The 23,512-nt window shown below is 65.1% G+C and carries 23 protein-coding genes; 8 read left to right on the top strand and 15 right to left on the bottom strand.

Annotation, left to right across the window (positions count from 1 at the left end; translation table 11 throughout):
* Positions 1-533 precede the first annotated feature (533 nt).
* Complete coding sequence (locus TBIF_RS04030) at positions 534-1,520, top strand: NAD(P)/FAD-dependent oxidoreductase (protein WP_024793579.1); 987 nt, start codon at positions 534-536, stop codon at positions 1,518-1,520.
* Between the two features lie 93 nt (positions 1,521-1,613).
* Here TBIF_RS04030 and TBIF_RS04035 read toward each other — a convergent pair whose 3' ends face one another.
* Together TBIF_RS04035 and TBIF_RS04040 are read right to left on the bottom strand one after the other, a co-directional pair.
* Positions 1,614-2,468: an alpha/beta fold hydrolase gene (locus tag TBIF_RS04035; RefSeq protein ID WP_038169745.1), complete on the bottom strand. Its 855-nt coding sequence runs from the start codon at positions 2,466-2,468 to the stop codon at positions 1,614-1,616.
* A gap of 2 nt (positions 2,469-2,470) precedes the next feature.
* Positions 2,471-2,950, bottom strand: a complete 480-nt coding sequence (locus TBIF_RS04040) for a cupin domain-containing protein (RefSeq protein ID WP_024793581.1) — start codon at positions 2,948-2,950, stop codon at positions 2,471-2,473.
* A 126-nt stretch (positions 2,951-3,076) separates the two neighbouring features.
* On the opposite strand from TBIF_RS04040, the gene TBIF_RS04045 reads away from it, so the two are divergent.
* Positions 3,077-3,541, top strand: a complete 465-nt coding sequence (locus tag TBIF_RS04045; protein ID WP_038169783.1) for a cupin domain-containing protein — start codon at positions 3,077-3,079, stop codon at positions 3,539-3,541.
* A 140-nt stretch (positions 3,542-3,681) separates the two neighbouring features.
* On the opposite strand, the gene TBIF_RS04050 is transcribed toward TBIF_RS04045, so the two are convergent.
* The 5 genes from TBIF_RS04050 to TBIF_RS22820 form a co-directional block, all read right to left on the bottom strand.
* Positions 3,682-4,929: an ABC transporter substrate-binding protein gene (locus TBIF_RS04050; RefSeq protein WP_024793583.1), complete on the bottom strand. Its 1,248-nt coding sequence runs from the start codon at positions 4,927-4,929 to the stop codon at positions 3,682-3,684.
* A 62-nt stretch (positions 4,930-4,991) separates the two neighbouring features.
* Positions 4,992-5,744, bottom strand: coding sequence for an SDR family NAD(P)-dependent oxidoreductase (locus tag TBIF_RS04055; RefSeq protein WP_024793584.1), 753 nt, complete (start codon positions 5,742-5,744; stop codon positions 4,992-4,994).
* A gap of 64 nt (positions 5,745-5,808) precedes the next feature.
* Entirely contained in the window at positions 5,809-6,120 is a 312-nt protein-coding gene (locus TBIF_RS25615; RefSeq protein WP_158506312.1) for a hypothetical protein, read from the bottom strand.
* Positions 6,120-7,358, bottom strand: a complete 1,239-nt coding sequence (locus TBIF_RS04060; RefSeq protein ID WP_024793585.1) for a CaiB/BaiF CoA transferase family protein — start codon at positions 7,356-7,358, stop codon at positions 6,120-6,122. Before TBIF_RS04060 ends, TBIF_RS25615 begins: the two co-directional genes overlap by 1 nt.
* Positions 7,355-7,879 carry a gamma carbonic anhydrase family protein gene (locus TBIF_RS22820; protein ID WP_024793586.1) on the bottom strand — a complete coding sequence of 175 codons (525 nt, stop codon included), beginning with the start codon at positions 7,877-7,879 and terminating at the stop codon, positions 7,355-7,357. Before TBIF_RS22820 ends, TBIF_RS04060 begins: the two co-directional genes overlap by 4 nt.
* A 171-nt stretch (positions 7,880-8,050) precedes the next feature.
* On the opposite strand from TBIF_RS22820, the gene TBIF_RS04070 reads away from it, so the two are divergent.
* Positions 8,051-8,662 carry a TetR/AcrR family transcriptional regulator gene (locus TBIF_RS04070; RefSeq protein WP_024793587.1) on the top strand — a complete coding sequence of 204 codons (612 nt, stop codon included), beginning with the start codon at positions 8,051-8,053 and terminating at the stop codon, positions 8,660-8,662.
* 156 nt (positions 8,663-8,818) lie between these two features.
* On the opposite strand, the gene TBIF_RS04075 is transcribed toward TBIF_RS04070, so the two are convergent.
* Positions 8,819-9,583 carry an ABC transporter ATP-binding protein gene (locus TBIF_RS04075; protein WP_024793588.1) on the bottom strand — a complete coding sequence of 255 codons (765 nt, stop codon included), beginning with the start codon at positions 9,581-9,583 and terminating at the stop codon, positions 8,819-8,821.
* Positions 9,580-12,348: a branched-chain amino acid ABC transporter permease/ATP-binding protein gene (locus TBIF_RS04080; protein WP_024793589.1), complete on the bottom strand. Its 2,769-nt coding sequence runs from the start codon at positions 12,346-12,348 to the stop codon at positions 9,580-9,582. Before TBIF_RS04080 ends, TBIF_RS04075 begins: the two co-directional genes overlap by 4 nt.
* Before the next feature lie 910 nt (positions 12,349-13,258).
* On the opposite strand from TBIF_RS04080, the gene TBIF_RS04085 reads away from it, so the two are divergent.
* From TBIF_RS04085 to TBIF_RS04100, 4 genes are all read left to right on the top strand, one after another.
* Positions 13,259-14,329: an ABC transporter substrate-binding protein gene (locus TBIF_RS04085; protein WP_307810585.1), complete on the top strand. Its 1,071-nt coding sequence runs from the start codon at positions 13,259-13,261 to the stop codon at positions 14,327-14,329.
* Between the two features lie 308 nt (positions 14,330-14,637).
* Entirely contained in the window at positions 14,638-15,099 is a 462-nt protein-coding gene (locus tag TBIF_RS04090) for a VOC family protein (RefSeq protein ID WP_024793591.1), read from the top strand.
* 171 nt (positions 15,100-15,270) lie between these two features.
* Positions 15,271-15,789, top strand: coding sequence for a hypothetical protein (locus tag TBIF_RS25280; RefSeq protein ID WP_148302153.1), 519 nt, complete (start codon positions 15,271-15,273; stop codon positions 15,787-15,789).
* Between the two features lie 5 nt (positions 15,790-15,794).
* Positions 15,795-16,262, top strand: coding sequence for a nuclear transport factor 2 family protein (locus tag TBIF_RS04100; protein ID WP_024793593.1), 468 nt, complete (start codon positions 15,795-15,797; stop codon positions 16,260-16,262).
* 98 nt (positions 16,263-16,360) lie between these two features.
* Here the strand turns inward: TBIF_RS04100 and TBIF_RS04105 are convergent, their stop codons facing one another.
* The 3 genes from TBIF_RS04105 to TBIF_RS04115 are packed head-to-tail and all read right to left on the bottom strand — an operon-like array spanning position 16,361 to position 19,226.
* The gene (locus TBIF_RS04105; RefSeq protein WP_024793594.1) at positions 16,361-18,604 is read right to left on the bottom strand and encodes a heavy metal translocating P-type ATPase; all 2,244 of its coding nucleotides are present in this window, start codon (positions 18,602-18,604) and stop codon (positions 16,361-16,363) included.
* Between the two features lie 31 nt (positions 18,605-18,635).
* Entirely contained in the window at positions 18,636-18,851 is a 216-nt protein-coding gene (locus TBIF_RS04110; protein WP_024793595.1) for a heavy-metal-associated domain-containing protein, read from the bottom strand.
* A gap of 33 nt (positions 18,852-18,884) precedes the next feature.
* Positions 18,885-19,226 (bottom strand): metal-sensitive transcriptional regulator, encoded by a 342-nt coding sequence (locus TBIF_RS04115; RefSeq protein WP_148302154.1) that lies wholly within the window; start codon positions 19,224-19,226, stop codon positions 18,885-18,887.
* Between the two features lie 428 nt (positions 19,227-19,654).
* Between TBIF_RS04115 and TBIF_RS04120 the strand changes: the two genes are divergently transcribed.
* Positions 19,655-20,494 carry an SDR family oxidoreductase gene (locus tag TBIF_RS04120; protein WP_024793597.1) on the top strand — a complete coding sequence of 280 codons (840 nt, stop codon included), beginning with the start codon at positions 19,655-19,657 and terminating at the stop codon, positions 20,492-20,494.
* 132 nt (positions 20,495-20,626) lie between these two features.
* On the opposite strand, the gene TBIF_RS04125 is transcribed toward TBIF_RS04120, so the two are convergent.
* The 3 genes from TBIF_RS04125 to TBIF_RS04135 are packed head-to-tail and all read right to left on the bottom strand — an operon-like array spanning position 20,627 to position 23,480.
* Positions 20,627-21,028 (bottom strand): DUF302 domain-containing protein, encoded by a 402-nt coding sequence (locus TBIF_RS04125; protein ID WP_024793598.1) that lies wholly within the window; start codon positions 21,026-21,028, stop codon positions 20,627-20,629.
* Positions 21,029-21,039: 11 nt separating this feature from the next.
* A complete protein-coding gene (locus TBIF_RS04130; RefSeq protein WP_024793599.1) occupies positions 21,040-21,309 on the bottom strand; it encodes a metal-sensitive transcriptional regulator in 270 nt (89 codons plus the stop codon).
* Positions 21,310-21,359: 50 nt separating this feature from the next.
* On the bottom strand, positions 21,360-23,480 hold the full coding sequence (locus TBIF_RS04135) for an MMPL family transporter (protein WP_024793600.1): 2,121 nt from the start codon (positions 23,478-23,480) through the stop codon (positions 21,360-21,362).
* Between the last annotated feature and the right edge of the window lie 32 nt (positions 23,481-23,512).

Below are 23,512 nucleotides of genomic sequence, written 5' to 3' on the forward strand. Positions count from 1 at the left end.
AAACCGTCACCGGTGCACAAATCATGTTCAATCCACACCCGAACTTCATCACTCATCCGACTTGCCTTCCTCATTCATGGAAACTATCTCGAATTAAAGCCCTAATACTGTGTTCTGGTGGCGCCTTTCCGCTCAAGTGGAATAGTTGAGTCGGCATAGGTGAACTGTTTTGGAACGCGTCGTAGGGGTTTCTCTACGGCGATATGATTCGCCCGTTTGAAAGTGGGCATTCGTCGCTGCCAGAGGCATCCGCCATCGATTCTGAAATCTACTATTCGCGAACTGTTTAACAGTGTCCACGTGCGATTCCATCAAGCGGAACCTCCGCTGACCGGATGCGGGGGAGAGGATCTAGGGTTGAAACATCACAACCGATAGCTGCCAGGTCACGCCCTCCGGCGAAGTCTCGAGCGGCTATCGGGAGCCCTCGCAACCGCGCGATCACCGTATGGCCGCGGTGCCTCGGCGGCGTCTCCGGCGACGTCCTCGCGGCGGGTCGGGCGTTCCCACCACAATTCTTAGGAGGTCGGCCAATGGCCGAGACCGTGACCACAGACATCCTCATCGTCGGCGCGGGCCCCACCGGGCTCTTCGGCGCCTACTGCGCGGGCTTCCGGGGACTGCAGACCGTCGTCGTAGACGCGTTGCCGCAGTGTGGTGGACAGATCGCCGCGCTGTACCCGGAGAAGGAGATCCGGGATATCGCGGCGGTCCCCGGTGCCCGCGGCCGCGACGTCGTGAAGGCCCTCAAGGAGCAGGCCGACACCTATTCTCCGACCTATCTGCTGGGCCGGCAGGCGGTCGAGTTCCGGCACTCGCCGGAGGGCCGGCCCCAGGTGACGCTCTCCGATGGCACGGTGATCGACGCGGGCGCGGTGGTGTTGACCGCGGGGATCGGCACCTTCACCGCTCGGGCGTTGCCGGCGGGCGAGGAATACCTTGGCCGGGGCCTGAGCTACTTCGTTCCCGATCCCACCGAGTACGCCGATCGCGACGTGCTGGTGGTGGGCGGTGGGGACAGCGCGGTCGACTGGGTGCTCGCCCTGAAGTCGATCGCGCGCTCCGTCACGCTGGTCCACCGGCGGAGCGCGTTCCGGGCGCACGCGGCGAGCGTCCGGGAGGTCCACGAGGGCGGGGCCGAGATCATCACGGACGCGCAGGTCTCCGCGCTGGTGGGGGATGGGGACTCGATCCTCGAGGCACACGTGAGGGTGGACGGCGAGGACGAGGCGCGGGTGCTCAAGGTGAACGCGGTGGTCGCCGCACTCGGCTTCATCAGCAACCTGGGGCCCCTGGTCGGCTGGGGCATCGAACTCGAGCGGCGCACCATCGTCGTCGACACCCGCATGCGCACCAACGTCGAGCACGTCTACGCGGCCGGCGACGTCACCGCCTACCCCGGCAAGGTCCGGCTCATGGCTGTCGGCTTCGGCGAGGTCGCCTCCGCGATCAACAACGCGGCCGTCGACCTGGACCCGACGCTCTCCCTGTTCCCGGGGCACTCGACCGACTTGGAATGATCGGCTCGGTTGCGAATGGTAGTGGTGTGAACGGTCTTGCCCCGGTGATCCACAGGATCGCCGGGGCAAGACCGTCAAGTTGAAAGTTGAGCGCTAGCGGTCGCGGAGCAGGTAGGACAGCACGACGCTCTCGAACTCGTTCTTGCGCTCGATCATGGCCCAGTGCCCGCAGTCGTAGAACACGTGCAGCTCGCACTTCGGGATCAGCCGCATCGGGACCAGCGCACTGTCGAGCGGGGTCACTCGGTCATCGCGGCCGAACGTGATGAGGGTGGGCGCCTGGATCTTGGTCAGCAACTCCACCTGCTGGGGGGCGGAGGCGGCCCGGTTGCGCATCCCGGCCAGCGACTGGGAGTTGAACAGCTTCTTGATGTCGGCGAGGGCCCCCGGATCGGTCGCAGCTTGCCACCGCATCTCGACGAACTCCTCGGTCAGGATGGCGGGGTCGTAGACCATGGACTCCATCCAGGCCATCAGCCGCTCCCGGGTGGGGTCCTCCACGAACTGCACGAGCAGCTTGATGCCCTCGGGGGGCGAGGGACTGAAGACGGGGATCCCCACGCCGCCGATCGTGACCAGGCGCGAGACGCGCTCGGGATGCTTGGCGGCCAGGTTCGCCGCGACGCTGCCGCCCATGGAGTTACCCCCGACCGGCACGGACCCGAGGGCCAGGCCGTCGAGGAAGTCGAGGACGGCGGGCAGCGCGGCGATCATCGGATTGCTGTCGCACGAGTAGCTCTTGCCGAAGCCGGGGAAGTCCAGGACATAGGTGGTGAAGTGCGGGGCGAAGGCTGGCAGGTTGTCGCGGTAGTTCGCCCAACCGCTCACCCCGGGGCCGGATCCGTGCAGCAGCAGGAGGGGCGGGCCCTCGCCGGCCTGGTGGTAGTGGAGCTCGCCGCGGGGCGTCTGCAGTGTCCTGGTGGTGGCCTCGTACGTCAGGTCTCCCATGGTCACGCCTGCCCTTCCTTGCGGTGAGTCCAGCCGAAGTCGTGCCAGAACGTCTCGAGCTCGGTGACGGACCGGGGCCACGTCTCGATGTAGGTGACGCCCTCGGGGCCGGCGGTCATCGTGTAGGCCGTGCCCGCGCGGCTGATGAAGAACTCGCCCGGTCGCACCTTGGCGGTGCGCAACTCGTCGCCCTCGTCATACTCGATGCTGTATTCGCCAGCCAGGACGAAGAGCATCTCGTCCATGTTGTGGTGGTGGCGGGGCACAACGAAGCCCGGCAGCACGCGCAGCGGATTCCGATTGAACCGGGACATTTCGATGGGCTTGGTTGTCACAAACATGTTCCCGCTGAAAGTTGCCACGAAATCAACGGGCGAGTCGGCCAGCGTGCCGCCGTCGTTCCAGTAGTAACTTGGTAGCACGTTGAGGCCGATCGGGACCCAGTCCGAATCGTCTACCAGGTCACCAAAAATAAGTGTCATGCCAAAATCGTAGGTGCCGCTCGTTCCTGGCGTCGCCGCGCGATTCCGCTTGATGGAATGAACGTCCTTTCCGGACAACGGAATCCGCTGAAGACAGCGCAGGCTGCGTTCGACAGGCTGAAGACTATGGCAATCGAATACTTCAACCTGCTGGCGGCAGAAGAGGGATGGGGCGACCTCTCGGTAGACCCGACCATGCCCAGTTACCTCTGGAACGACGGCGGTTCGCTTGCCGACGCCCCTGTGGATATGGAAAAGACCTTCAAGGGCAACATGCGGGTGTGCAGACAGGTTGACAGCGATTTCAACCTGAACGGTCTGCGCTGCGCCCCGGGTTTCTCGGTGCCCCGCCACCACCACAATCTTGATGAGCTCATCATCGTCCTTGGCGGTGAGTTTCATGTGGCCTGGGGTAAAGATGGGGAAGAGGGCAGCAAGACCATCGGCGCGGGCGAGTTCTGGATCAGCAGGGCCGGCACCCCGTACATCATGACGGCGGGCCCCGAGGGCGTCACCTACCTGGAGACCTGGCCCTCACCCATGTCGGAACTCTCGACGTCGTGGCACGACGAGGGTTGGGCACACCGCTAGAACCTGTGTCCTTGTGGCTGTAGCCAGAGGATGATCTACCTCCGCATGGCCCTGACATAGTCGGGGCCTTGCCCTACGACACGACCGGATTTCCGGTCGTGTCGTAGGGCAAGGTGGAGTTGGATCAGTAGAGCAGGGCTTTATCCGATGCCAACCGTCGATGGTTCTACTTGGTTGCTGTCTTCCATCGTCATGGTAACCAGGCCGTCTCCGCAGATCGAGGTGTATCCGGGGGCGGACTTGCCGTCGCAGGTGAAGGTCAATCCGCCTGCTGCCGGCAGTACGGCATCCGTCGTGGACTTGATCGCCGCGTCCAAGGCTTCAGAGGAGGTGTCAGTCCCCTGAACGGACTGGGTAGCCCGCACGAACCCCAGCATTGCCTGGTAGCCGGTGACGGCATAACCTTCGGTGGGGGTCCCAGGGGTGTACGTGTTCATGATGGCGCGGTAGAGCACGCTTTCGGGATGATCTGATGACGTGTCAGCTGAGCTGAAGATTTTCGTGCCGTCCATGCCTGATCCAAGGGACTGGATTACCTCAGGATCGGCGCATGCCTGCGTAGTCAGGTTCTCGGCTTCCGAGCCCAACGCGGCAAGTGATTTCATGACTGAGATACATACGGTGGAGTCTCCGTAGATGATGACGCCCTCAGGATTCGTATCCAGACCGGCGAATACCTGTGGTGTCGCGTCCGGGGTGCCGAGCGGGATAGGCACAATATTGAGATTGACACCCTTCGTCTCGAAGGCAGGCCCGCCAATGGATTTGAGTGCGCCCGTGGCGGCAGGGACGTCGATGGCGTACGCGGTCACATTTTTCATGCCGGCGTCCGCGGCATAGGTGGCCATTGCCAGAGAAGAGAGTGAGCCCGCGGTCCAGACGTAGACTTTGTCAGCGCTGACTTCGGCCACGCTGCCCGCGATAGCGGTGACGTACGGGATGCCGGCGCCGGTAATGATGGGGGCCATGATGTTGCCGAACCCAGTGCCGGTGACAACGACGACGGGCACCTTCGCCTCGACCATCTGGTTCGCGCAGTCTCTCGCGGACACTGGCTCTTCCAGAGAGTTGCAGCTGACTACTTCGATTGGTCGGCCGCCAAGTCCGCCGAGATTCTCGTTCGCGTACTTTACGACGGCCTCGGCGGCCTCCCGGCTCTCCGGCTGGGAGATCGTCGTGCCACCTACATTGGCGATGAGGCCGATCTTCACACTCTCGCCGGAAGCGGATTGTCCGGGAAAGGCATCAGACGGTAGTCCCGAAGTGGACGTGAGGTCCACACTGGGGCCGTCGCTACTGCTACTACAGGCGGTCAGCGTTGTCAGGGCGATAATCGAGGCAATTGCGGCGATCCCCCCTGCGGTTCGCAGGGCATGGGTGGTTTTCATCGGATGTCCTAATCTTCATTTGTGAGCGAGTCTGATGGATTATTCGGTTGGTCCAGGTGTCATTACCCGCCCACCATGAGCAGGCCGCCGTCCACGGAATGGAACTGACCTGTGATGAATTTGGAGCCGTCACTGGAAAGGAACACGAGGACGGGCCCAAGGTCGACGAGGGGGTCACCGAGTTTGCCGCCGAGTGGAATCGCGGACTTCAATTGCTCGTCGATCATCGCGCCTGCATCGGGGCCCAGGAACTTGCGCAATTTGTCGGCTCCCGGAGTTTGGACCGCCGGTGCGATGGTGTTTACGGTGACGTTGTCCACTGCCCAGGATTTAGCTGCGGATCGCGTCCAAGAGTGCACCGCGGCCTTCGATGCTGCATAGGTCGCCGAGACCGGGCTACCGGTGACACCCTCACTGGACCCGAAGTTGATGATCCTTCCGCCGCTGCCCCGCATCGCTGCATGGGCAGCCTGATTCGTCAGAACTGTTCCACTGAAATTGATGTTCATCATCTTGTGGAGGTTCTCGGTGCCGATATTTCCGGGGATGCCGGCCTCCCACAGTCCGGCCGCGTGGATCAGGACGTCCAGGCCACCGAGTTCTTTGATGGCTTCGGCGAAGGCAGCGTCGACAGAATCGGGATCTGTGACGTCACAGCGGACCCATGATGCGCCAAATTCGTTCGCAGGTTCAGTGTTGTTGAAAGTCGCGGCGACTTTGGCACCGGCTAGGGTAAGTGCCTCGACTGTGGCCGCACCGATGCCGGTGGCAGCACCGGTGACAAGGATTCTTTTGTTGTGGAGTGACTGGACCATTCTTGGCTTCTTTCCCTGAGAGCTAAGGTCTGCGACAGAGTTGGGGGAGCTGAAAATCCCTTCCCTAGTCTGACGCGGGGAGAGGTTTGGCTTGGGTCACCAAATCCATTGGTGCGCCGTCGAGTTGGAGTTTTCCGGTGCCCTGGCGGACGCACAACACTTCGACGGACGTGTCTGCGCATCGGTATCGTTTACCGAGAACGATCAGCCCTTCGCCATCGATTGCAGTGTGTTGCGGGTTGCCTAGAACCTCGGCATCGGCGGCTAGCATCGGGACGCCCCCGCACGTGATGACTCCGTGTCCACCCCTAGTGACGATCACTTGTGCGGCGCTTTCGGTACTGCCAAGCCGTGAACCCGGCTTGAGTTTGGTCATCAGATGACCTTGAGTTCACGAAGCGCCGTAATCTCGTCCCAGTCCATCTTGAGTACCTCAAGCAGGATCGTTTCCGTGTGCTCGCCATACTCGGGTGCCGGATAGCGGATGCTGGCGGGGGTTTCGGACAGGGTGATCGGGAAGCCTGGCACGCGAAGGGGACCGACCGCCGGATGGTCGAACGATGTCACGTACTCGTTCGCAATCGCCTGCGGATCATTCGCGGCGTCCGCGGTGGAGTTGATTCCGGTGATGGGGAGATCACCTACCTCGCGGAACCGGGATAGCCACTCCGCGCGGGGACGAGTGGCAAATATCTCGTCGAGCAACGGAACGCAGGCGCCGGCGTTCTGGCAGCGGACAACGTGGTCGGTGAATCTCGGATCAGCGGTCAGCGTTTCTGGGTTTCCGAGGGCTTTCAGGAAGTCCGACCAGTGTGGGTCGGACTGCACCATCGCCAGCGTGATCCAGGAATCGTCTGCGCAGAGATAGTGGTTCCATAACGGATTCCCCGGTTCCAGACGGTTTGCGATTGCTCCCCCGGAGTGCTGGATGAACGGCATCGGAGCCTCGACACCATCTACCGTCATAATCGCCCGAGCGAGCGGGAGTGCCCGCAGGGCGAGCATGCTGCCGAACAGTGACGTGTCGACACGCTGGCCCACACCATGTCGTTCCTTTGCCACCACGGCTGCGAGCACGCCGTAGGCGAGCATGATGGCACCCATCTGATCCGCCAGGCCACCGTCGGGAACCGTCAGTTCGTTAGTGCCGGGTGCGAGCAGAATCCCAGACCGTGCCTGCCCGAGCAGATCGTATGCGCGAGAGGTTCGCTCGGGTCCCTTGTGCCCGTAGGCACTGGCCGAACCGTAGATCAATCCGGGGTTCTCGGCGCGCAGAGTGTCGTAATCCAGACCCAGGCTCTCGGCGATGGTGGGCCGGAAGTTTTGGATGAACACATCCGATTCCGCGATCAGCTTCTTGAGAAGGTCCACACCCTCGGGCTTCTTGAGGTCAATAGTGATACCTCGTTTGTTCCGATTGTTGACCTCGAAATACGGCGACGGGCCGTTCTCGAAGGCGAGCATCGCTCGTCCGGAGTCCCCGCCGTTGCGCGACTCGACCTTAATGACGTCGGCACCGAGGTCGCCGAGCATTGCGCCGGCGACCGGTCCCTGCTGCCACACTGTCCAGTCGATGACACGAAGGCCGGAGAGAGGGCCAACCTTGGTGGTCATGCCCGGCTCCAAATGCCCTGTGCCCGATAGGACTCGAGGAGCTGCACCATGCCTTCGAGATAGGGGCCCACCGTCCGCATGGCATGGTCGGGGTTGTCGACCTCAATCTTCGAATGGACTTTTGCCGGGGAGCCCACCGCGAAGGAGTATTCCGGTATTTCCTTTCCATCGAGGATTACCGATCCGGCGGCAAGGGTGCTGTAGGCGCCGATCCGCGACATCGGCATCAGTGCGGCGGTGTTCCCGATCAGGGTGTCGTGGCCGACGAAGCCCTCAATGGTGCAGCTATGGCCGATCATCACGTTGTCCTCGATGTGCGCGGCAGTGTGCAGCACCGTGTTGTCTTCGATGTGCACATTGTTGCCAATGTAGATCGGTGTGGTATCCGATCGGATGACCACTCCGGGCCAGATGGTGCAGTTCTCGCCGATGACCACGTCACCGATGAGATAGACGTTGTCGGCTACCAGTGCGGATGCGGCCACCTGGGGCGACTTTCCGTTGTACGAAAGCGTGATCACGGTGGATTCCTCGATTCATAGTGCGGGATACCCCACAAGAAGGTTTACTAAGTGAGCTGCATCACTCACGACTATGACACTAGTGCCATACTGGGTGAGAGGTCAAGGGCTTGGTCAGAAGTGGCGTTGCACGCTGCAGCGTTGACGACACGAAGCGGCTATTGTCGTCGTGTGCAGACAAATCCGACCCGTGAGCGAGACCCGGGTGCCAAAGTTGCGCGAATAGTCGACGCTGCCCTCGACCTTTTCCAGCGGCAGGGATTCCGCGAAACAACTGTGGATCAGATAGCGGAGGTCGCCAGCGTTGGCCGGCGTACTTTTTTCCACCACTTTCCCTCCAAGGAAGCGGTCTTGTTTGACCACCTGCGCGTCCGGCGGGAGACGGCGATAGAACTACTGCGGGGGAGGCCGGTCGACGAACCTCCGCTGACCAGCTTGTACATGGTGTTCCGAGAGCAGGCTGAAAAAGGCTACGAGCCACGCGTACTCAATACGATCCGCACCGTGATCGCGGCGCAGCCACAGCTGGCGAATCAGCAATTTTGGACCGGTACCCGCGCCTTCGAGACGAATCTGGCTGCGGTGCTGGCTGAGCGAGGTGTCTCCGAGCTGTCGGAGCTGGAGACCCTCGCGCTCACACAGATGGCCGTCGCCTGGTTCACCACTGCTGGACAGACATATCTGATCGAGGGCCAGGGATCTCTGCTGGAATGCTTCGATGAGGTTGTCGGGGCCTGTGGTCGGGCGAGCGTGCGGGAGTTTCCCGGCTGGCAAGAGGATTGATCGTGGTCCCACCGGGGTGTTCGCGGAGGTAGTGGCGAGCGCTCGATTCGGCCCATCATGTCAATGGGCCTGATTGGAAAGGCATGTGCCTCCGTGGTGCCGCGCACGTTGCGCGGCACCACGGAGGCAGGCCCTGATCTGGCGGTAATGCCCTGGTCAGGCGATAAGACCCTGGGCAGGGGCGCCGTCGGGCACGGCCGCGGCATCGTGCGCGCCCAGGTAGGCCTCCTCGACCAAGCGGGGGTTCTCGGCCAGTTCGGCCGCAGCCCCGCGCAGCGCGATGGATCCGTGTCGCAGCACGATGGCGGTGTCGGCCACCGCGAGTGCGAGCTGCACATGCTGCTCGACGAAGACCACCGCCGTGCCAGTGTCATCGGCGACGGTCCGCAGCACGGGCAGAAGCCGTTCCACGATAGCGGGGGCCAGCCCCATGCTGAGCTCGTCGATGAGCAGGACCTTGGGGTGCTGGGCCAGCGCGCGGCCGATCGCCAGCATCTGCTGCTCACCGCCAGAAAGAGCCCCGGCTTGGACCTTTAGCCGCTCGCGCAGCGACGGGAAGTGACCGAGGATGGAGTCGCGTTCGGCGGACCAGGCCTTGCGGGAGTTGACCGCCAGTCGGAGGTTCTCCTCCACGGTCAGGCTGGTGAACAGCGATCGGTCGTCAGGCACCAGCGCCAGTCCCGCGTTCGCGGCGGCGCAGCCGTCGCCGGTCCGCACGGCCTTTCCCGCGATCTCCACCGTTCCGCCCAGTGTGGGCAGGAAGCCGGCGAGGGTGAGGAGCACGGTGGTCTTGCCCGCGCCGTTGGGGCCGAGAAGGGTGAGTACCTCACCCTCGCGGACGTCCAGGTTGAAATCGCGGACGCACGGCCGGCCCCGGGTGTAGCCGGCGTCCACCTCGCTGCAGTTCAAGATGCTTGTCATGCGTTCAATTCCTGTCCCGTGTGGGTGGTGCCGAGGTATGCCCGGGTGACGGCCGGGTTCTTGCGGATCTCGTCAGGGGTGCCGATCGCGATCACCTTGCCGAGGTCGAGGACGACAATCCGGTCGCAGACCGTGAGCACCAGCTCCATGTCGTGGTCGACCATCACCACGGTGGTGCCGGAGTCGCGGATCGCGCGGAGGCGGTCGCCCAGCCACAGGCTCTCGTTGCTGTCGAGGCCGGCGGCGGGCTCGTCGAGCAGGACCACGCGCGGCCGGCCAGCGAGGGCTCGGGCGACGGAGACGAGCTGACGCTGCCCCTGCGAGAGTTCCTTGACGGGTCGATCGGCCACGCCGTCCAGGTGCAGCGTGTGGAACAGCTTGTCCATCCCGGCCGGGTCGATCGGCGGCTGGTCCGGGCCGCGGCCCAGGGATGCGGTGGCCCCGACCGAGACGTTCTCGCGCACAGAGAGGTCGTCGTAGAGGTCGATGCCCTGGAAGGTGCGGCCCAGTCCGGATCGGCTGCGCTGGTAAGCCTTTCGACCGTCGAGGCTCATGTCCTCGAGCAGCACCTGGCCGGTTGCGTCGGCGAATCCGCTGATCGCGTCGATGAAGGTGGTCTTGCCGGCACCGTTGGGGCCGATCAGACCGATGATCTCGCCGTCGCGTACGTCGAAGGAGACATCGTCGAGCGCGGTGATGCCGCCATAGCGGACGCCGATTCCCTGGGCGGACAGGATGACCTCGCCCAGCTCCCGTGCCGGGCCGGCATAGGGGGCGGTGTCATCGAGGCTGAACTCGCCGACGCCCGCGCGGTGGTCGTCACCGGTCCGCGTGATCTTCCGTCGGACCTTGTCCACCAGCTTGTGGAGCTCGGAGATGATGCCCTCCGGGTTCATGATGATGGTGATGACCAGGGCGACGCCGGTGATCACCGCGTAGTAGTCGCCGAGGTCGACCACCCGGTCGAAGAAGATGAACACGATGCCGCCCGCGCCCATGATGCCGGCGAGGATGCCGCCGGAGACGGAGGTGACGCCGGCAAGGTAGACCATGGCGAACAGCGCGATCCCGCCCATTGCGGTGAACGACTCCGGCACGGCCAGCGTCTGCTGGTACGCCATCAGGGAGCCGCCGATCCCGGCGATGAACGCCCCGATCGCGAACGCGATCAACTTGGTGCGGGAGACGTTGATGCCAGAGGCTGCGGCGGAGCGTTCGTTGGCCCGCACCGCCAACATGGACGCGCCGAGCCGGCTGGTGCGCAGTTTGGCTGTCGTGAGGCCGATGATGACGAGCACGATCAGGCACATGATGCCGAAGTTGATGTTCGGGAAGGAGGTGCCGGAGCCGATACCTAGGTCGATGCCGAACAGGGAAGCGTCCTTGACCTTGGCCCCGTCGATACCGCCGTTGAGGTCATTGTTGCGGAACCAGAACATCTCGAGGAATACCGCGAGGCTGAGCGTGACCACCGCGACCGGCAAGCCCCTGATCCGCAGGGCTGGAAGTCCGACGATGATGCCCACGACTGTGGCGACCAACGCCGCGAGGATGGGCGCGATGGGGAAGGGAATGTCCCATTCGACGGTGAATCGGCTCAGCATGAAGGCGGCTACGCCTGCGAGGGTCAGCTGGGCGAGGGAGATCTGCCCGGCGAATCCCGTGACCACCACCTGGGAAAGCCCGACGATCGCCAGGGTCAGGGTCATGATGATCGCACCCCGGTAGCCGCCGTGGGTGAACACGAGGAAGCCCAAGGCAATCACGCTGAAGGTGACGGTGGGGACGAGCAGGCCCTTGGGCCGGGGCGCGGCACCGAGAGTGTTCTGGATGATGGCCCCGCGGGAGGGGAGCGGCCTGCCGCGCAAGACGAGGAAGCCGAGGATCAGGGCCAGCGGGATCAGTTCCGCCATGCCGGTCTGGGGGAGCCAGCTCACCGTGGTCTGCAGGTGCGTCATTTCCGACTGCAACACGCCGATGCCCAGCCCTGCCGCCACGGCCGGCCCGATGGAGCTGAAATTGCCGACCAGTGCGGCGGCGAGCGCCGGGACGATGAACAGGGTGTAGGAGATGGGTAGCAGCGGCACGATCGGCGCGATGAGGATACCGCTGAGACCGGCGATCATGGTGCTCAGCGCCCAGTTGGCGTAGGCGATCTTCTCGGGGGAGAGGCCGGTGACGATCGCACCCTTCTCCGATTCGGCCGCGGCCCGGGTGGCCAGACCGAAGCGGGTAAGCCGGAAAAGCACCGCGAGCAGGATCGTCAGCAGGATGATGATGGCGGCGAACCACAGGCGGTCGGCAGGAATGCGCATGCCGGCGATCTCGACGACGTTGGTGGGGAGGATGGCCTTCACCGATACGGGGGTGGTGCCCACCCGGGCGGCGAGCAGGGCTTGGACGGCGAGCATCAAGGCGATGGACGCGACGGCCTTGGCGGCGGCGGGGGCGGTCTTGAGCAGCCGGAATATGGAGAAGTAGATCAAGACGCCTAGGGCAGCGGCGATCACCATCGCGATGGCCATCGCGGGGATCAGCCCGAGTGGGCCGCCCAGGCTCACGGTCTTGGGCAGGCCCGGTATGGGTATGAGGAGCTCGCCTTTCCGCAGGAACGCGTAGGTATAGGCGACGTAGAGCGCGATGGCACCGGTGGCGAAGTTCACCACGCCCGAGCTGCGGTACGTCATGACCAACGCCAGGGCGAGCGCCGCGTACACGGCGCCGTTGCCCAGCCCGAGGAACAAGAACTGGAAGTCTTGGGTCATCACTGGATCTTTCGGTTCGAAAGGGGAGGGTGGCTGGTCAGGTGACAGCGCTGCCAAGAACTGGCAGCGGGGAGGGTGTGGTGATGCGGACGCGCCCGCCCTTAGTTGCGTCGGCTATGGGTGGCACGAACAGTCGGTGCTGACGACCATTGCCGCGGCATGTTCTGCCGACCGGTTATCAGATGGTTCATCGAGTGTCCTTCGTGGATGGTGCGACAACCATGGACCTCTGGACGGAGCCCAACGCTCGTGGAGCAGGGCTCTCCAGCTGTGATGGACGACACCCGATCGGCAGTCTGAAGTCACTATGGCACAGATCTATGCCGTGTGTCACTAAGTTGTCGGGGTGTGATAGCGGATCGCCTGGTACGGGCCATTCCTATTGGACCTCCGACTAGTTCACTGCGGTAGCCCGCGCGCAATCGTCAAGGCTGGGCCGCTTGGGTTCGATTGCATGCAAGCGGGAGAGTGGGCCTGGACCTGGGTGGATGATGATCTCGGCTCGGTTCGCTGGGGGTTTGGGCCGGTGAATTCCTGGTGGATGAAATCCATGAGGTAAAACTAGTGACATAGATCACTAGGTGTGCAATAGTGATCACGCCGCTCGATCTGCCGAGCGCCCGGAGTCGGTACTCGGGTGGCGTCAGCTGTCGGCCTGCATATAGCCCCATCCCGCCCGGGATCTCTGCGGCGGCCAACACTATCGAAATGAAAGGGACCTCCCATGAAATCATTGGATGGCCCGCGTACCGCACAATTTGTGGTGGCGTCCATTGCAGTCCTCGCGCTCACCGCGTTGACTGGCTGCAGCAGTAGCGGCGCAGATGAGAGCTCCAACTCCTCATCGTCGTCTTCCGCGGCGGAACTGCCGGCGGGGGCGTTCCCCGGGACTGCCGCCAAGGGCGATGCTGTGAAGATCGGGCTGATCAACAACGAAGGTGGCCAGGCCATCTCGCAGCCTGAGAACCGGGAGGCGGCCGAGGCCGTCGTTAAATATGCGAACGAGCAGCTCGGGGGCATCGGCGGGCACCCCATTGAACTGGTGATCTGCAAGAACCAGGAGGAGCCCGTCTCCGCGCGCGACTGCGCAAACCAGATGGTGGAGGCGAAGGTCTCGACCGTCGTCGTCACCTCCACCGGTCTCGGCCAGCTCATCGCACCGGTGATCACCGAGGCGGGCATCCCTTACGTCTCGGCCGTCGGTGGCAGCGTGGCGGAGACCACCGGCGCCGGCGCCTATATGTGGACCGCGGGCTCCAATACCTCCCAGGCGATGGCCCAGTATGCCGGGGATCAGGGCATGAAGAACGTTGTCGCGTACACCATTGACGTGCCGGCTGCGACGGCATCGCTGGAGATGCTCGGTGTGCCCGCCTTCGAGGCCAATGGCTCCAATCTCAAGATCGTGCCTATCCCGTACGGCTCGCCGGACGCGACGCCGCAGGTTAGCGCAGGCCTGGGCGGTAACCCGGATGGTGTGATCATCTACGGGGAATCGGCGGTGTGCAGTTCGGTGCTGAAGTCGCTGTCGACGCTCGGTAATACGGCGGAGATGATGACCGTGCAGGCCTGCGCGGCGCCTGAGGTTGTCGACGCTGTGGGCGCCGGCATGGACGGACTCAAGATCTTCAGCTCGGGCGACACGTCATCAGATTCCCCCGAGAGCGTGCTGTTCCGAGAGATCATGGCAAAGTACTCGCCCAGCACCAGCACTGAGGGCCAAGCCGTGGTCGGGTATCAAGGGATGCTCGGCCTGGTTCGGGCTTTGGAAGGCCTTTCGGGTGCCGATACTTCACCGGCAGCGTTGGGGGCGGCGATCCAAGCAGCCAAGGACGTTGTCCTGCCGGCAGGCGATGGATTGACCTTCACCTGTAACGGCGAGGCGCTGGCAGGATTCCCGTCGGTCTGCGGAAATGGGCTGATTATGCTGACCATGCAAGACGGCCAGCAGATCGATCCGACAACGGTCATCATCAAATAACTGAACGCTGGGCCTCCACCTCGCGGAGGCCTAGGGATGCGCCGCCCCTGCCGCTTGCAAATGGGCATGGGTGGCGCCGTTCGGCCGTCAGGCCTGCGATTGCGCGACATCGTCAGCTATTCGAGATCTGATGGTTGACGAGTAACTATAGGACAACTAGGTTAGATATGTGATTGGGCATGTCGTTGCCCGGCGCGGCGTCCGATGGGAATGATGGCGGCCCGCGGTTAACGCAGGGCCGCTTCCTGGCAAAAGATGTCAATGACGAGGAGTGGAGATCTCATGTTTGCTTCCCCCAAGGTGTTCGAGTGAAGGCCGCCGATCTATTCCACGTGGGAATCGTGGCTGATGATCCGCAGAAGAAGATGCAGGAGCTGACGGAGCTCTTCGGCTACGAGTGGGGCGACGTGATGGGCGGAGCCCAGCCGGTCACCTTGCCGTCCGGCGACACGGTCGTCGAACTCCTGGCGTGGTATTCGCTTAACGGGCCCCGTCTGGAGATTGTGCAGAGCGTGCCTGGGACGATTTGGGTGCCGGCCGAGGGGTCCGGAATCCACCATCTCGGGTACTGGGCAGACGACATCGAAGCGGAGTCCGCCAAGCTTGAGGAGCAAGGTTACGCCGTCGAGGCCGTAGGGCAGCTTGGTGACGGAAAGTCTTACTGGGCATATCACTTGAGCCCGGAAGGCCCGCGTATCGAGATCGTCAGCAGCCAGCTGCGGCCGATGGTGGAGCAGTACTTCGAGACCGGAACATTGCCCATGCCGTAGTGGGCATTCGGCGTGGCCTCGCCGGTGCCCGCGCGGCGCCGGCGAGGTGTCGAGCGCACCCCCCAAGGCAGAGTTCTCGATAATGGAGTGCCGCTAGAAGCGGAGATCGCCATTCCGAAGAGTGGAAATTCCGACGTTGGTTCGACTGCGGAATCAATAATATTTATCAGCATGGAAGAGAAAATGCAGAACCTTGAAGATTTGTCGGCCTTCAAGTATTCCGAGGCGGAACGAGAGCGACTATTCGAATTGCAGGACGAGTGCACGGTCTCCTGGACAAATAAAGCCGGTTGGCCTGTCTCGATGCCGCATTCCTTCGTGTGGTCGGAAGGTAAATTCTGGGTCCACACGACAACCAATCGACTGCGGGTGCGAGCTTTGCGTGCGCGCCCGCAGAGTTGCATTGTAGTCTCTGCTTTAGGTACGGAATTGAATGCAGGCATGGTCACGGCCAAGACGATGGCGACCGTTCACGATGGGGATCGCGACCTAGTGCGTTGGCTTTTGCCGCTATTTTTGAAGCGGGTAGGTAAAGGTGCTGACGAAGAGGCAATGAAACAGCAGATGACGCTGCTCGATACGCCCGCCCGCGTGGTCCTCGAATTTGATCCTGTCGATTTCTTTTCCTATAATTCGCAGGCGCTTAGAAAGTCTATATCGTCGAATGGCTATGATAAGTGGGATGGCTAAAAATCATGGACGATATCACCGCCATTCAGCAACTGAAATATCGATATATCCGTGCCATCGACACCAAGGCGTGGGAGGTCCTGGCAGGGACCCTCACCGAGGACGCCATCGGCAACTACGGAGAAGAGGGGCACCAGGGCGGACGGATCACGCTTGCCACCCGCGACTCGCTGGTGGAGTTCATGCGCTCATCTCTTGACTCTTCTATCGTGACCGATCATCTGGTCAACCACCCGGTGATAACGGTGGCCGGTGACGAGGCGAGTGGAAGTTGGTATTTGCAGGATCGCGTCATCATGTCGGAGTCGAACATGATGTTGATCGGAGCTGCCTACTACACGGACTGCTACCGGCGAACTAGCGAGGGCTGGAAGATCAGTTCCACAGGGTTCGACCGCACCTACGAGGCCACCGTCAACCTTGGTGACGTGCCCAGCTTTGTGATGAAAAAGGGTGCCGCACTGAGGCTTTAGGCTAGCCCTCTGCCAGAGATCGGTGCCTGCAATAGAAGAGCTGGCCTGGGTGGTCGCGCTGTCGACCGCCCAGCCAGTTCTTTCTCACGAGGGCGACACTAGGCCGGCTTGAACCGGCGCAGCCGCAGGCTGTTCGAGACCACGAACACCGAGCTGAACGCCATCGCCGCGCCCGCGATCAGCGGGTTCAGCAGGCCCACCGCGGCCAGCGGGATCGCGGCGGTGTTGTAGGCGAAGGCCCAGAACAGGTTGCCCTTGATGGTGCGTAAGGTGGCCCGCGAGAGCCGGATCGCGTCGGCGGCGCTGGTCAGGTCCCCGCGCACGAGGGTCAGGTCCGAGGCCTCGATGGCGACGTCGCTGCCGGTGCCCATCGCCAGGCCCAGGTCGGCGGTGGCCAAGGCGGCGGCGTCGTTCACGCCGTCGCCGACCATCGCGACGATCTTGCCCTCGGCCTGCAGGCGCGCCACGGTGGCGACCTTCTCGGACGGCAGGACCTCGGCGAACACGTCCTCGGGGGCGATGCCCACCTTGGCAGCCACTGCCTTCGCCGCACGCTCGTTGTCGCCGGTGAGCAGGATGGGGCGCAGGCCCATGGCCTTGAACTGGGCGATCGCGGCGGCGGAGGTCTCCTTGATGGTGTCCGCCACGATGACGACGCCGCGGATCGCGGAGTCCCACGCGACCCAGACGGGGGTCTGGCCGAGGGATTCGGCGGCGTGCACAATCTCCTGCAGGTCCTGCGGGACATCCGCGCCCAATGCCTCCACGAGCCAGGCCCGGCGGCCCACGTAGACCTCGCGGCCGTCCACCGTGCCGGAGACTCCGCGGCCCTCGTGGTTGGAGAAGTCGGAGACAGGGGCCAAGGAGCCAGCGGCGGCGGCGATGGCCTGGGCGATGGGGTGCTCGGAGGCGTGCTCGACGGCCCCGGCCAGCCGCAGGACCTCGGCCTCGTCGGCGACTGCGTGGACCGCGATCAGGCCCATCTCGCCGGTGGTGACGGTGCCGGTCTTGTCGAGGACGATGGTGTCGACCCGGCGGGTGGACTCGAGCACCTGCGGGCCCTTGATGATGATGCCGAGCTGCGCGCCGCGGCCGGTGCCGACCATCAGCGCGGTCGGCGTGGCCAGGCCCAAAGCGCACGGGCACGCGATGATCAGCACGGCGACGGCGGCGGTGAACGCGGCGGCCACGGAGCTGCCGACGATCAGCCACACGATCAGCGTCGCGATGGCAATAACGATGACGATCGGCACGAAGATCGCGGAGATCCGGTCGGCGAGGCGCTGCACAGGGGCCTTGCCCGTCTGGGCCTGCTCGACCAGTGTGGCCATCTGTGCCAGTTGGGTGTCCGCGCCGATTCGGGTGGCGCGCACTACGAGTCGTCCGCCGGAGTTCACGGTGGCGCCGACGACGGCGTCGCCCGCCTCCACCTCCACCGGCACGGACTCGCCGGTGAGCATCGAGGAGTCGACGGCGGAGCGGCCGTCGACGACCACACCGTCGGTGGCGATCTTCTCGCCGGGGCGGACCACGAACTCGTCGCCCACCGCGAGCTGGCCGACGGGGATGCGGTGCTCGACCCCGTCGCGCAGCACCGCGACGTCCTTGGCGCCCATGTCCATCAGCGCGCGCAGGGCCGCGCCGGAGCGGGTCTTGGCGCGCTCCTCGAAGTAGCGCCCGGCGAGGATGAACACGGTGACGGCGGCGGCGACCTCGAGGTAGATGTGATCGCCGGAGCTGCCGGCCGCGGGGAGCAGGTCGAAGCCCATCTTCATATGCGGGTGGCCCGCGTCGCCGAGGAACAGCGCCCACAGCGACCACAGGAACGCGGCCGTCACGCCGACGGAGACCAGGGTGTCCATGGTCGCGGCGCGGTGGCGGGCGTTGAGCAGCGCGGCCCGGTGGAAGGGGAGCGCGCCCCAAACGACGACGGGCGCGGTGAGCGTCAGCGCCAACCACTGCCAGTTGTTGAACTGGAACAGCGGCACCATCGAGAGCAGCACCACCGGCAGCGTGAGCGCGGCCGAGACGAGCGTGCGGGTGCGGAGCTGGTCGAGGTAGGGCTCGCGCGCAGTGGTCGGGTTGTCGGGCTCCGGCGGCTTCGGCAGCGCGGCCGAGTAGCCCGTCGCCTCGATGGTGGCCAGCAGCTGATCGGCGGAGATGTCGGCGGTGTGCTCCACCTGCGCCTTGCCCGTCGCGTAGTTGACGGTGGCGGTGACGCCGTCCATCTTGTTCAGCTTCTTCTCGATGCGGGCCGAGCACGAGGTGCACGTCATGCCCTCGATGTCGATCTGCACGGAGTTCGTCGGCGTCTGGCCGAGTAGTTCCTCGGTGGTGCGCATTCTCATCATCCTTCGGTGGCCGGGCGGGGCCCTATGCCAATTGGTAGTTGCCGGCCTCGTCGAGTGCGGCGGCGACCTGAGCGGCGGTCACGGGCTGCGCGGCGGTCACCGTGATGATGGACGCGCCGCCCTTGACGAGCTCGACCTGGACGTCGCTGACGCCGTCGATCGCCGTGATCTCCTCGGTGACGGCGCCAACGCAGTGCCCGCAGGTGAGGCCGGTGGCAGAGAAGGTGTTCGCAGACATATTGGGGTCCTTTGCTCGAGGTGGGGGTGGAGTTTAGGAACGGACTAGGCGCTTGATCGCGGCGGAGGCCTCGTCGATCTTGGCGGCCGCGTCCTCGCCGCCGTTGGCGATGGCGCCGGCCACACAGTGGTGCAGGTGGTCGTCGAGCATCGCCAGGGCGACGGACTGCAGCGCGCTGTTCACAGCGGAGATCTGGGTGAGGACGTCGATGCAGTAGGTGTCCTCGTCGATCATGCGCTGCAGGCCGCGGACCTGCCCTTCGATGCGGCGGAGCCGGGTGTGCAGCTTCGCCTTGTCGGCGGTGTAACCGTGGTTGGCCGGGGCCCTGGCCGAGTCGTCGGCGATGTCATCGGCGGGGGTGGCTGCGGGGCACATGGTGGTTCCTTTCGGGGGTTCGGGATCGAGTGTATACCCCCCATGCGTATTTGTATACCAATAGGGGGTATAGGTATAAGGGGCGGGATCGACGCAGGTTCATGGCGTCGACGGCAACGCGAGCCGTCCGACTCGAAAGCGCGGGCCTTCCGGCGAAACGCGAGCGCTGCAACGCCTGCGTCTCACCTCAAGGCCTGCGAAACTCAAGGCCTGCGAAATGGGGGAGGCGGCCTGAGCGCAGGAAAACCTAGAGCGCCGAGATGCTAGAGCGCCGAGATGGCCGCGCGCGGCCTCGCCTCGCCTCCGCCCGGCTCCTGTGGTCTGTGCCGTCATCATCCGCTCGACGCTCGTACTGTGGAGTCACCCGCGCGTGGCGAATTCGGCAACCGGGCGTCTTCTCCGGCCGGGCCAGATGCGGAGGAGCCGAAATGAATCGAATCGCCCTCGTCACCGGCAGCTCGTCGGGAATCGGGTTAGCCAGCGCGGTGGGACTGGCGAAGGCCGGCTGCCGCGTCGTCGCCACGGTGCGGGACCCCTCCCGCGCCGACGCGCTCGAGGCCGCGCGCGGCAGCGGGGCCGACCTGGAGATCCGCCGGCTCGACGTCACGGACCCGGACGCGATCAACGCCTGCGTCGCCGGGGTGCTCGGCGATCACGGCCGGATAGACGCGCTGGTCAACAACGCCGGGGCCGGGGTGCGGGGCACCCTCGAGCAGCTCGACGACCCGACGATCGCGGCCGCGATGGACCTGAATTTCTGGGGGACCCTGCGGTGCGCGCGGGCGGTGATCCCGGCGATGCGCGCCCAGGGGAGCGGCAATATCGTCAGCGTGACCAGCATGAACGGGCTGATCGGCATGCCGTTCAGCGACGCCTACAACGCGTCGAAGTTCGCGGTCGAGGGGCTGATGGAGGGCCTGGCGCCGGTGCTCGCCCAGTTCGGCATCGGGGTCTCCGTGATAGAGCCGGGGCCCGTGAACACGGGGTTCACCGCGAACGTGCGCAGGGTCGAGGCGCAGTCGGAGGACGGATACGCGGAGCTGTCCGCGGCCTACGAGGACCGGCTGCGCGGGCTGTTCTCGGGCGGGCAGACTCCCGAGGAGGTTGCCGCCGTGGTCGTCGAGGCGGCGATGTCGGCCAGTCCGCACCTGCGCTACCAATCCTCGTTGGCCGCGAGCGCGATGGCGGCGCGGAAGCTCGTCGACACCACCGGCGACTCGGTGCTGGCGGCGACCTCCGCGCTGATCGGCGCGGCGCCGGCGCGATGACGTCAGGGGGACCGGGTCGCGCCACGTCGAAACGCGGGCCTTCCGTCAAGACGCGGGCTCTGCAGGGCATGCGAATCACCGGAAGGCCCGCGAATCGGGGTCGAGGAGAGCCGTAGGGCGGGGGGCGAGAGGCTAGACCGTCAGCGACGCGATCGCTGCGCGGAGCCTGGCCCCGGCCTCGTCGGCGACTCCCTGCAGGGCCGCGTCCTCCGCGACCTGCACCATGAGCTGCGGATTCATCGCCTCGACGATCACGTGGCCGGGGCCGGCGGCCAGATCGTCGCGGACGACGACATTGCACGGCAGCAGCAGCCCGAGCTGCTTGTTCGTCTGCACGGCCTGGTGCGCCAGGTGCGGGTTGCACGCGCCGAGGATGAGGTAGCGCTCGACGTCGGCGCCGATCTTGGCCTTGAGCGTGGCCTGCATGTCGATCTCCGTGAGCACCCCGAAGCCCTGCTCGGCGAGGGCGGCGCGGGTGCGGGCGACGGCGTCGTCGAAGCCGCTCTGCAGGGTGGTGGTGATGCCGATGTCCATCATTTTCTCCTTTAGGCGAGGCTGAGGAAGAGCTTCTCGAGTTCGGCTTGGCTCATGGGCTCGCTGCCGTCGGCGGTCTCGCCCGTGATGCAGTCGCGCAGGCCCGACGCGACGATGGCGAACCCGGCCTTGTCCAGCGCGCGCGACACCGCGGAGAGCTGGGTGACGACGTCCTTGCAGGAGCGGCCGTTATCCATCATCGCGATCACGCCGGCGAGCTGGCCGTGGGCGCGCTTGAGCCGATTCATGGTGGCGCGGGCCTCGGCGCTGGTGTTATCCATGGTGGTGCTCCTTCGGTAGATGCCCCCAAGTATACCCTAGGGGGTATAGATCAGCCATGGGAGAAGCTGATCTTCGGCAGGATCCGGTCCAGCCACGCGGGGGTGTGCCAGGCGGCGGCCCCGGTCAGGCGCATGAGCACGGGCAGCAGGACCAGGCGGATCAGAACCGCGTCCAGCAGCACCGCGACGCCCAGGATGATCCCCATCTCCTTCGGCGGCAGCGGCTCCGCGAGGGCGAAGGAGAAGAACACGGCGACCATCACCGCGGCGGCCGCGAAGATCACGCGCCCGGAGTGGGCGAGTCCGCCGATCATCGCGCGCCGCGCATCCCCGTGCTTCTCGAACTGCTCCTTCGCGGTCGATACGAGGAAGACCGTGTAGTCCATCGCGATCGCGAAGATCATCGCGAAGAAGAACACCGGGCCCCAGCCGTTGAGGAAGCCCTGCGGCTCGAATCCGAGCAGGCCGGAGCCGTGCCCGTCCTGGAAGATCAGGCGCGCGACGCCGAAGGTCGCGGCCGTCGACAGCAGGCTCGTGACGGTCCCGAGCAGCGCGATCAGCGGCGCCCGCAACGCGAACAGCAGCAGTAGGAAACCGAGCGCCAGGATGACGGCGATGATGATCGGCAGGTAGTCGTTCAGCGCCTGCTGCAGGTCCAGGTTCTCCGCGGGCGCGCCGCCCACGAGGGCGTCGGCGGGCAGGTCGGCGCGCAGGTCGGCGAGGATCACCGCCATCTGCGGGCTCGACGGGTCCACCGTGGGGATCGCCTGCAGCATCGTCCAGTCCGCGCCGTCGGCGGCCGGCATCGGCGGGGTCACCATCGCGATCCCGTCCGTGCCCGACGCGATCCGCGCCGCCTCGTCCGCCTGGGCGGTGGGCGTGAGGATCTGCAGCGCGCCCGGCGCCCCGTCGCCCATCTGCGCCTGGACCAGCTCGTAGCCCTGGCGGACGGAGGAGTCCTCGGGCACCACCTGGATCGACGGCATCGCGACCTTCAAACCGAGGATCGGGAACGCGAGTGCCAGAAGCAGCGCGATCGAGCCCACCGCGAACGGCCACGGGTGACGGTCCAGCAGCCGGCCCCACTTCGCGAAGCGCTCGGAGCGGTGGCTCTGCTCCTTGGCCCACGGCAGCGCCCCGGCGTTGATCCTCTCGCCGAGCTTGGCGAGCACGGCGGGCAGCAGCGTCAGCGTCGCGGCCAGCACGAACGTCACGGCGAGCATGATGCCGACCGCCATCGTGCGCACGGCCGGCGCGGGGACCAGCAGCACCGCGGACAGGCTGACCAGCACCGTCAGCCCGGACAGCGCGACGGCCTTGCCAGCGGTGTCCATCGTCTCGGCGACGGCCTGGCGCGGGTCGCCCGAGGCGCGGACGGCGGCGCGGAACCGCGAGACCATGAACAGCGCGTAGTCGATGCCCAGGGCGAGGGCGAACATCATCGCGAAGTTCATCGCCCACACGGAGATCGGCGTGACGGTGTTGAGCAGGACCAACCCGCCGGCCGAGGCGACCAGCCCGGCGATGGTCAGCAGCAGCGGCAGTCCGGCCGCCACCAGGGAGCCGAACGCCAGCACCATGATCGCGAGGGTCACGGGCCAGGAGAACAGCTCGGCCTTGATCATCGCGTCGTGGTTGGCGGCGTTGAAGTCGCTCCATAGCGCGGACGCGCCGGTGGGGTAGACCTCGATCCCGTCCGCGGAGAGAGCGGTCAGGGGGCCTTTGAGGTCGTCGACCGCGCGCACCATCTCGTCGGTGTTCGCGTTCGCGCCGGCGATGAGGATGCCGGTGCGCCCGTCGGGGCTCATTGTCATCCCGGGCTGGGGCGCGATGACGTCGCCGATGCGCGGATCCGCGCCGAGCAGGGCCGTCGCCTCGTCGATCACGGCGGTCATCGGCGCGTCGGGCACGGTGTGGGTATCGGAGTGGATGACCACCTGGATGGCCGCCGAGGAGTTGCCGCCGAAGTGCTCCTGCGCGAGCTCACGGGCCTGGACGGAATCGGAGCCGTTGGCCTGCCAGCCGGCGCCGGCGAGCGAGCTGAACACGGACGGCGCGGCGGTGCCCAGCGCGATCAGGACCAGCAGCCAGAGGCCGAGGACCCAGCGCGTGTGGGTGGCGACCGCGAGGCCGAGGCGCCCGAGGGGGCCGCTGCGGGGGGACGTTCTCATGACTCCTCCAAATACGGGTGGGGGTATATGTT

Source organism: Tomitella biformata AHU 1821, assembly GCF_000524475.1.
Classification (GTDB): domain Bacteria; phylum Actinomycetota; class Actinomycetes; order Mycobacteriales; family Mycobacteriaceae; genus Tomitella; species Tomitella biformata.

Coding starts and splice junctions, on each gene's coding strand:
- TBIF_RS04135 (WP_024793600.1), bottom strand. CDS start 23,480: ATGAGAACGTCCCCCCGCAGCGGCCCCCTCGGGCGCCTCGGCCTCGCG.
- TBIF_RS04080 (WP_024793589.1), bottom strand. CDS start 12,348: ATGACCCAAGACTTCCAGTTCTTGTTCCTCGGGCTGGGCAACGGCGCC.
- TBIF_RS04110 (WP_024793595.1), bottom strand. CDS start 18,851: ATGTCTGCGAACACCTTCTCTGCCACCGGCCTCACCTGCGGGCACTGC.
- TBIF_RS04130 (WP_024793599.1), bottom strand. CDS start 21,309: ATGGATAACACCAGCGCCGAGGCCCGCGCCACCATGAATCGGCTCAAG.
- TBIF_RS04125 (WP_024793598.1), bottom strand. CDS start 21,028: ATGGACATCGGCATCACCACCACCCTGCAGAGCGGCTTCGACGACGCC.
- TBIF_RS04100 (WP_024793593.1), top strand. CDS start 15,795: ATGGACGATATCACCGCCATTCAGCAACTGAAATATCGATATATCCGT.
- TBIF_RS04060 (WP_024793585.1), bottom strand. CDS start 7,358: ATGACCACCAAGGTTGGCCCTCTCTCCGGCCTTCGTGTCATCGACTGG.
- TBIF_RS04030 (WP_024793579.1), top strand. CDS start 534: ATGGCCGAGACCGTGACCACAGACATCCTCATCGTCGGCGCGGGCCCC.
- TBIF_RS04120 (WP_024793597.1), top strand. CDS start 19,655: ATGAATCGAATCGCCCTCGTCACCGGCAGCTCGTCGGGAATCGGGTTA.
- TBIF_RS04105 (WP_024793594.1), bottom strand. CDS start 18,604: ATGCGCACCACCGAGGAACTACTCGGCCAGACGCCGACGAACTCCGTG.
- TBIF_RS04055 (WP_024793584.1), bottom strand. CDS start 5,744: ATGGTCCAGTCACTCCACAACAAAAGAATCCTTGTCACCGGTGCTGCC.
- TBIF_RS04035 (WP_038169745.1), bottom strand. CDS start 2,468: ATGGGAGACCTGACGTACGAGGCCACCACCAGGACACTGCAGACGCCC.
- TBIF_RS04050 (WP_024793583.1), bottom strand. CDS start 4,929: ATGAAAACCACCCATGCCCTGCGAACCGCAGGGGGGATCGCCGCAATT.
- TBIF_RS25280 (WP_148302153.1), top strand. CDS start 15,271: ATGGAAGAGAAAATGCAGAACCTTGAAGATTTGTCGGCCTTCAAGTAT.
- TBIF_RS04040 (WP_024793581.1), bottom strand. CDS start 2,950: ATGACACTTATTTTTGGTGACCTGGTAGACGATTCGGACTGGGTCCCG.
- TBIF_RS04045 (WP_038169783.1), top strand. CDS start 3,077: ATGGCAATCGAATACTTCAACCTGCTGGCGGCAGAAGAGGGATGGGGC.
- TBIF_RS04075 (WP_024793588.1), bottom strand. CDS start 9,583: ATGACAAGCATCTTGAACTGCAGCGAGGTGGACGCCGGCTACACCCGG.
- TBIF_RS25615 (WP_158506312.1), bottom strand. CDS start 6,120: ATGACCAAACTCAAGCCGGGTTCACGGCTTGGCAGTACCGAAAGCGCC.
- TBIF_RS04115 (WP_148302154.1), bottom strand. CDS start 19,226: ATGTGCCCCGCAGCCACCCCCGCCGATGACATCGCCGACGACTCGGCC.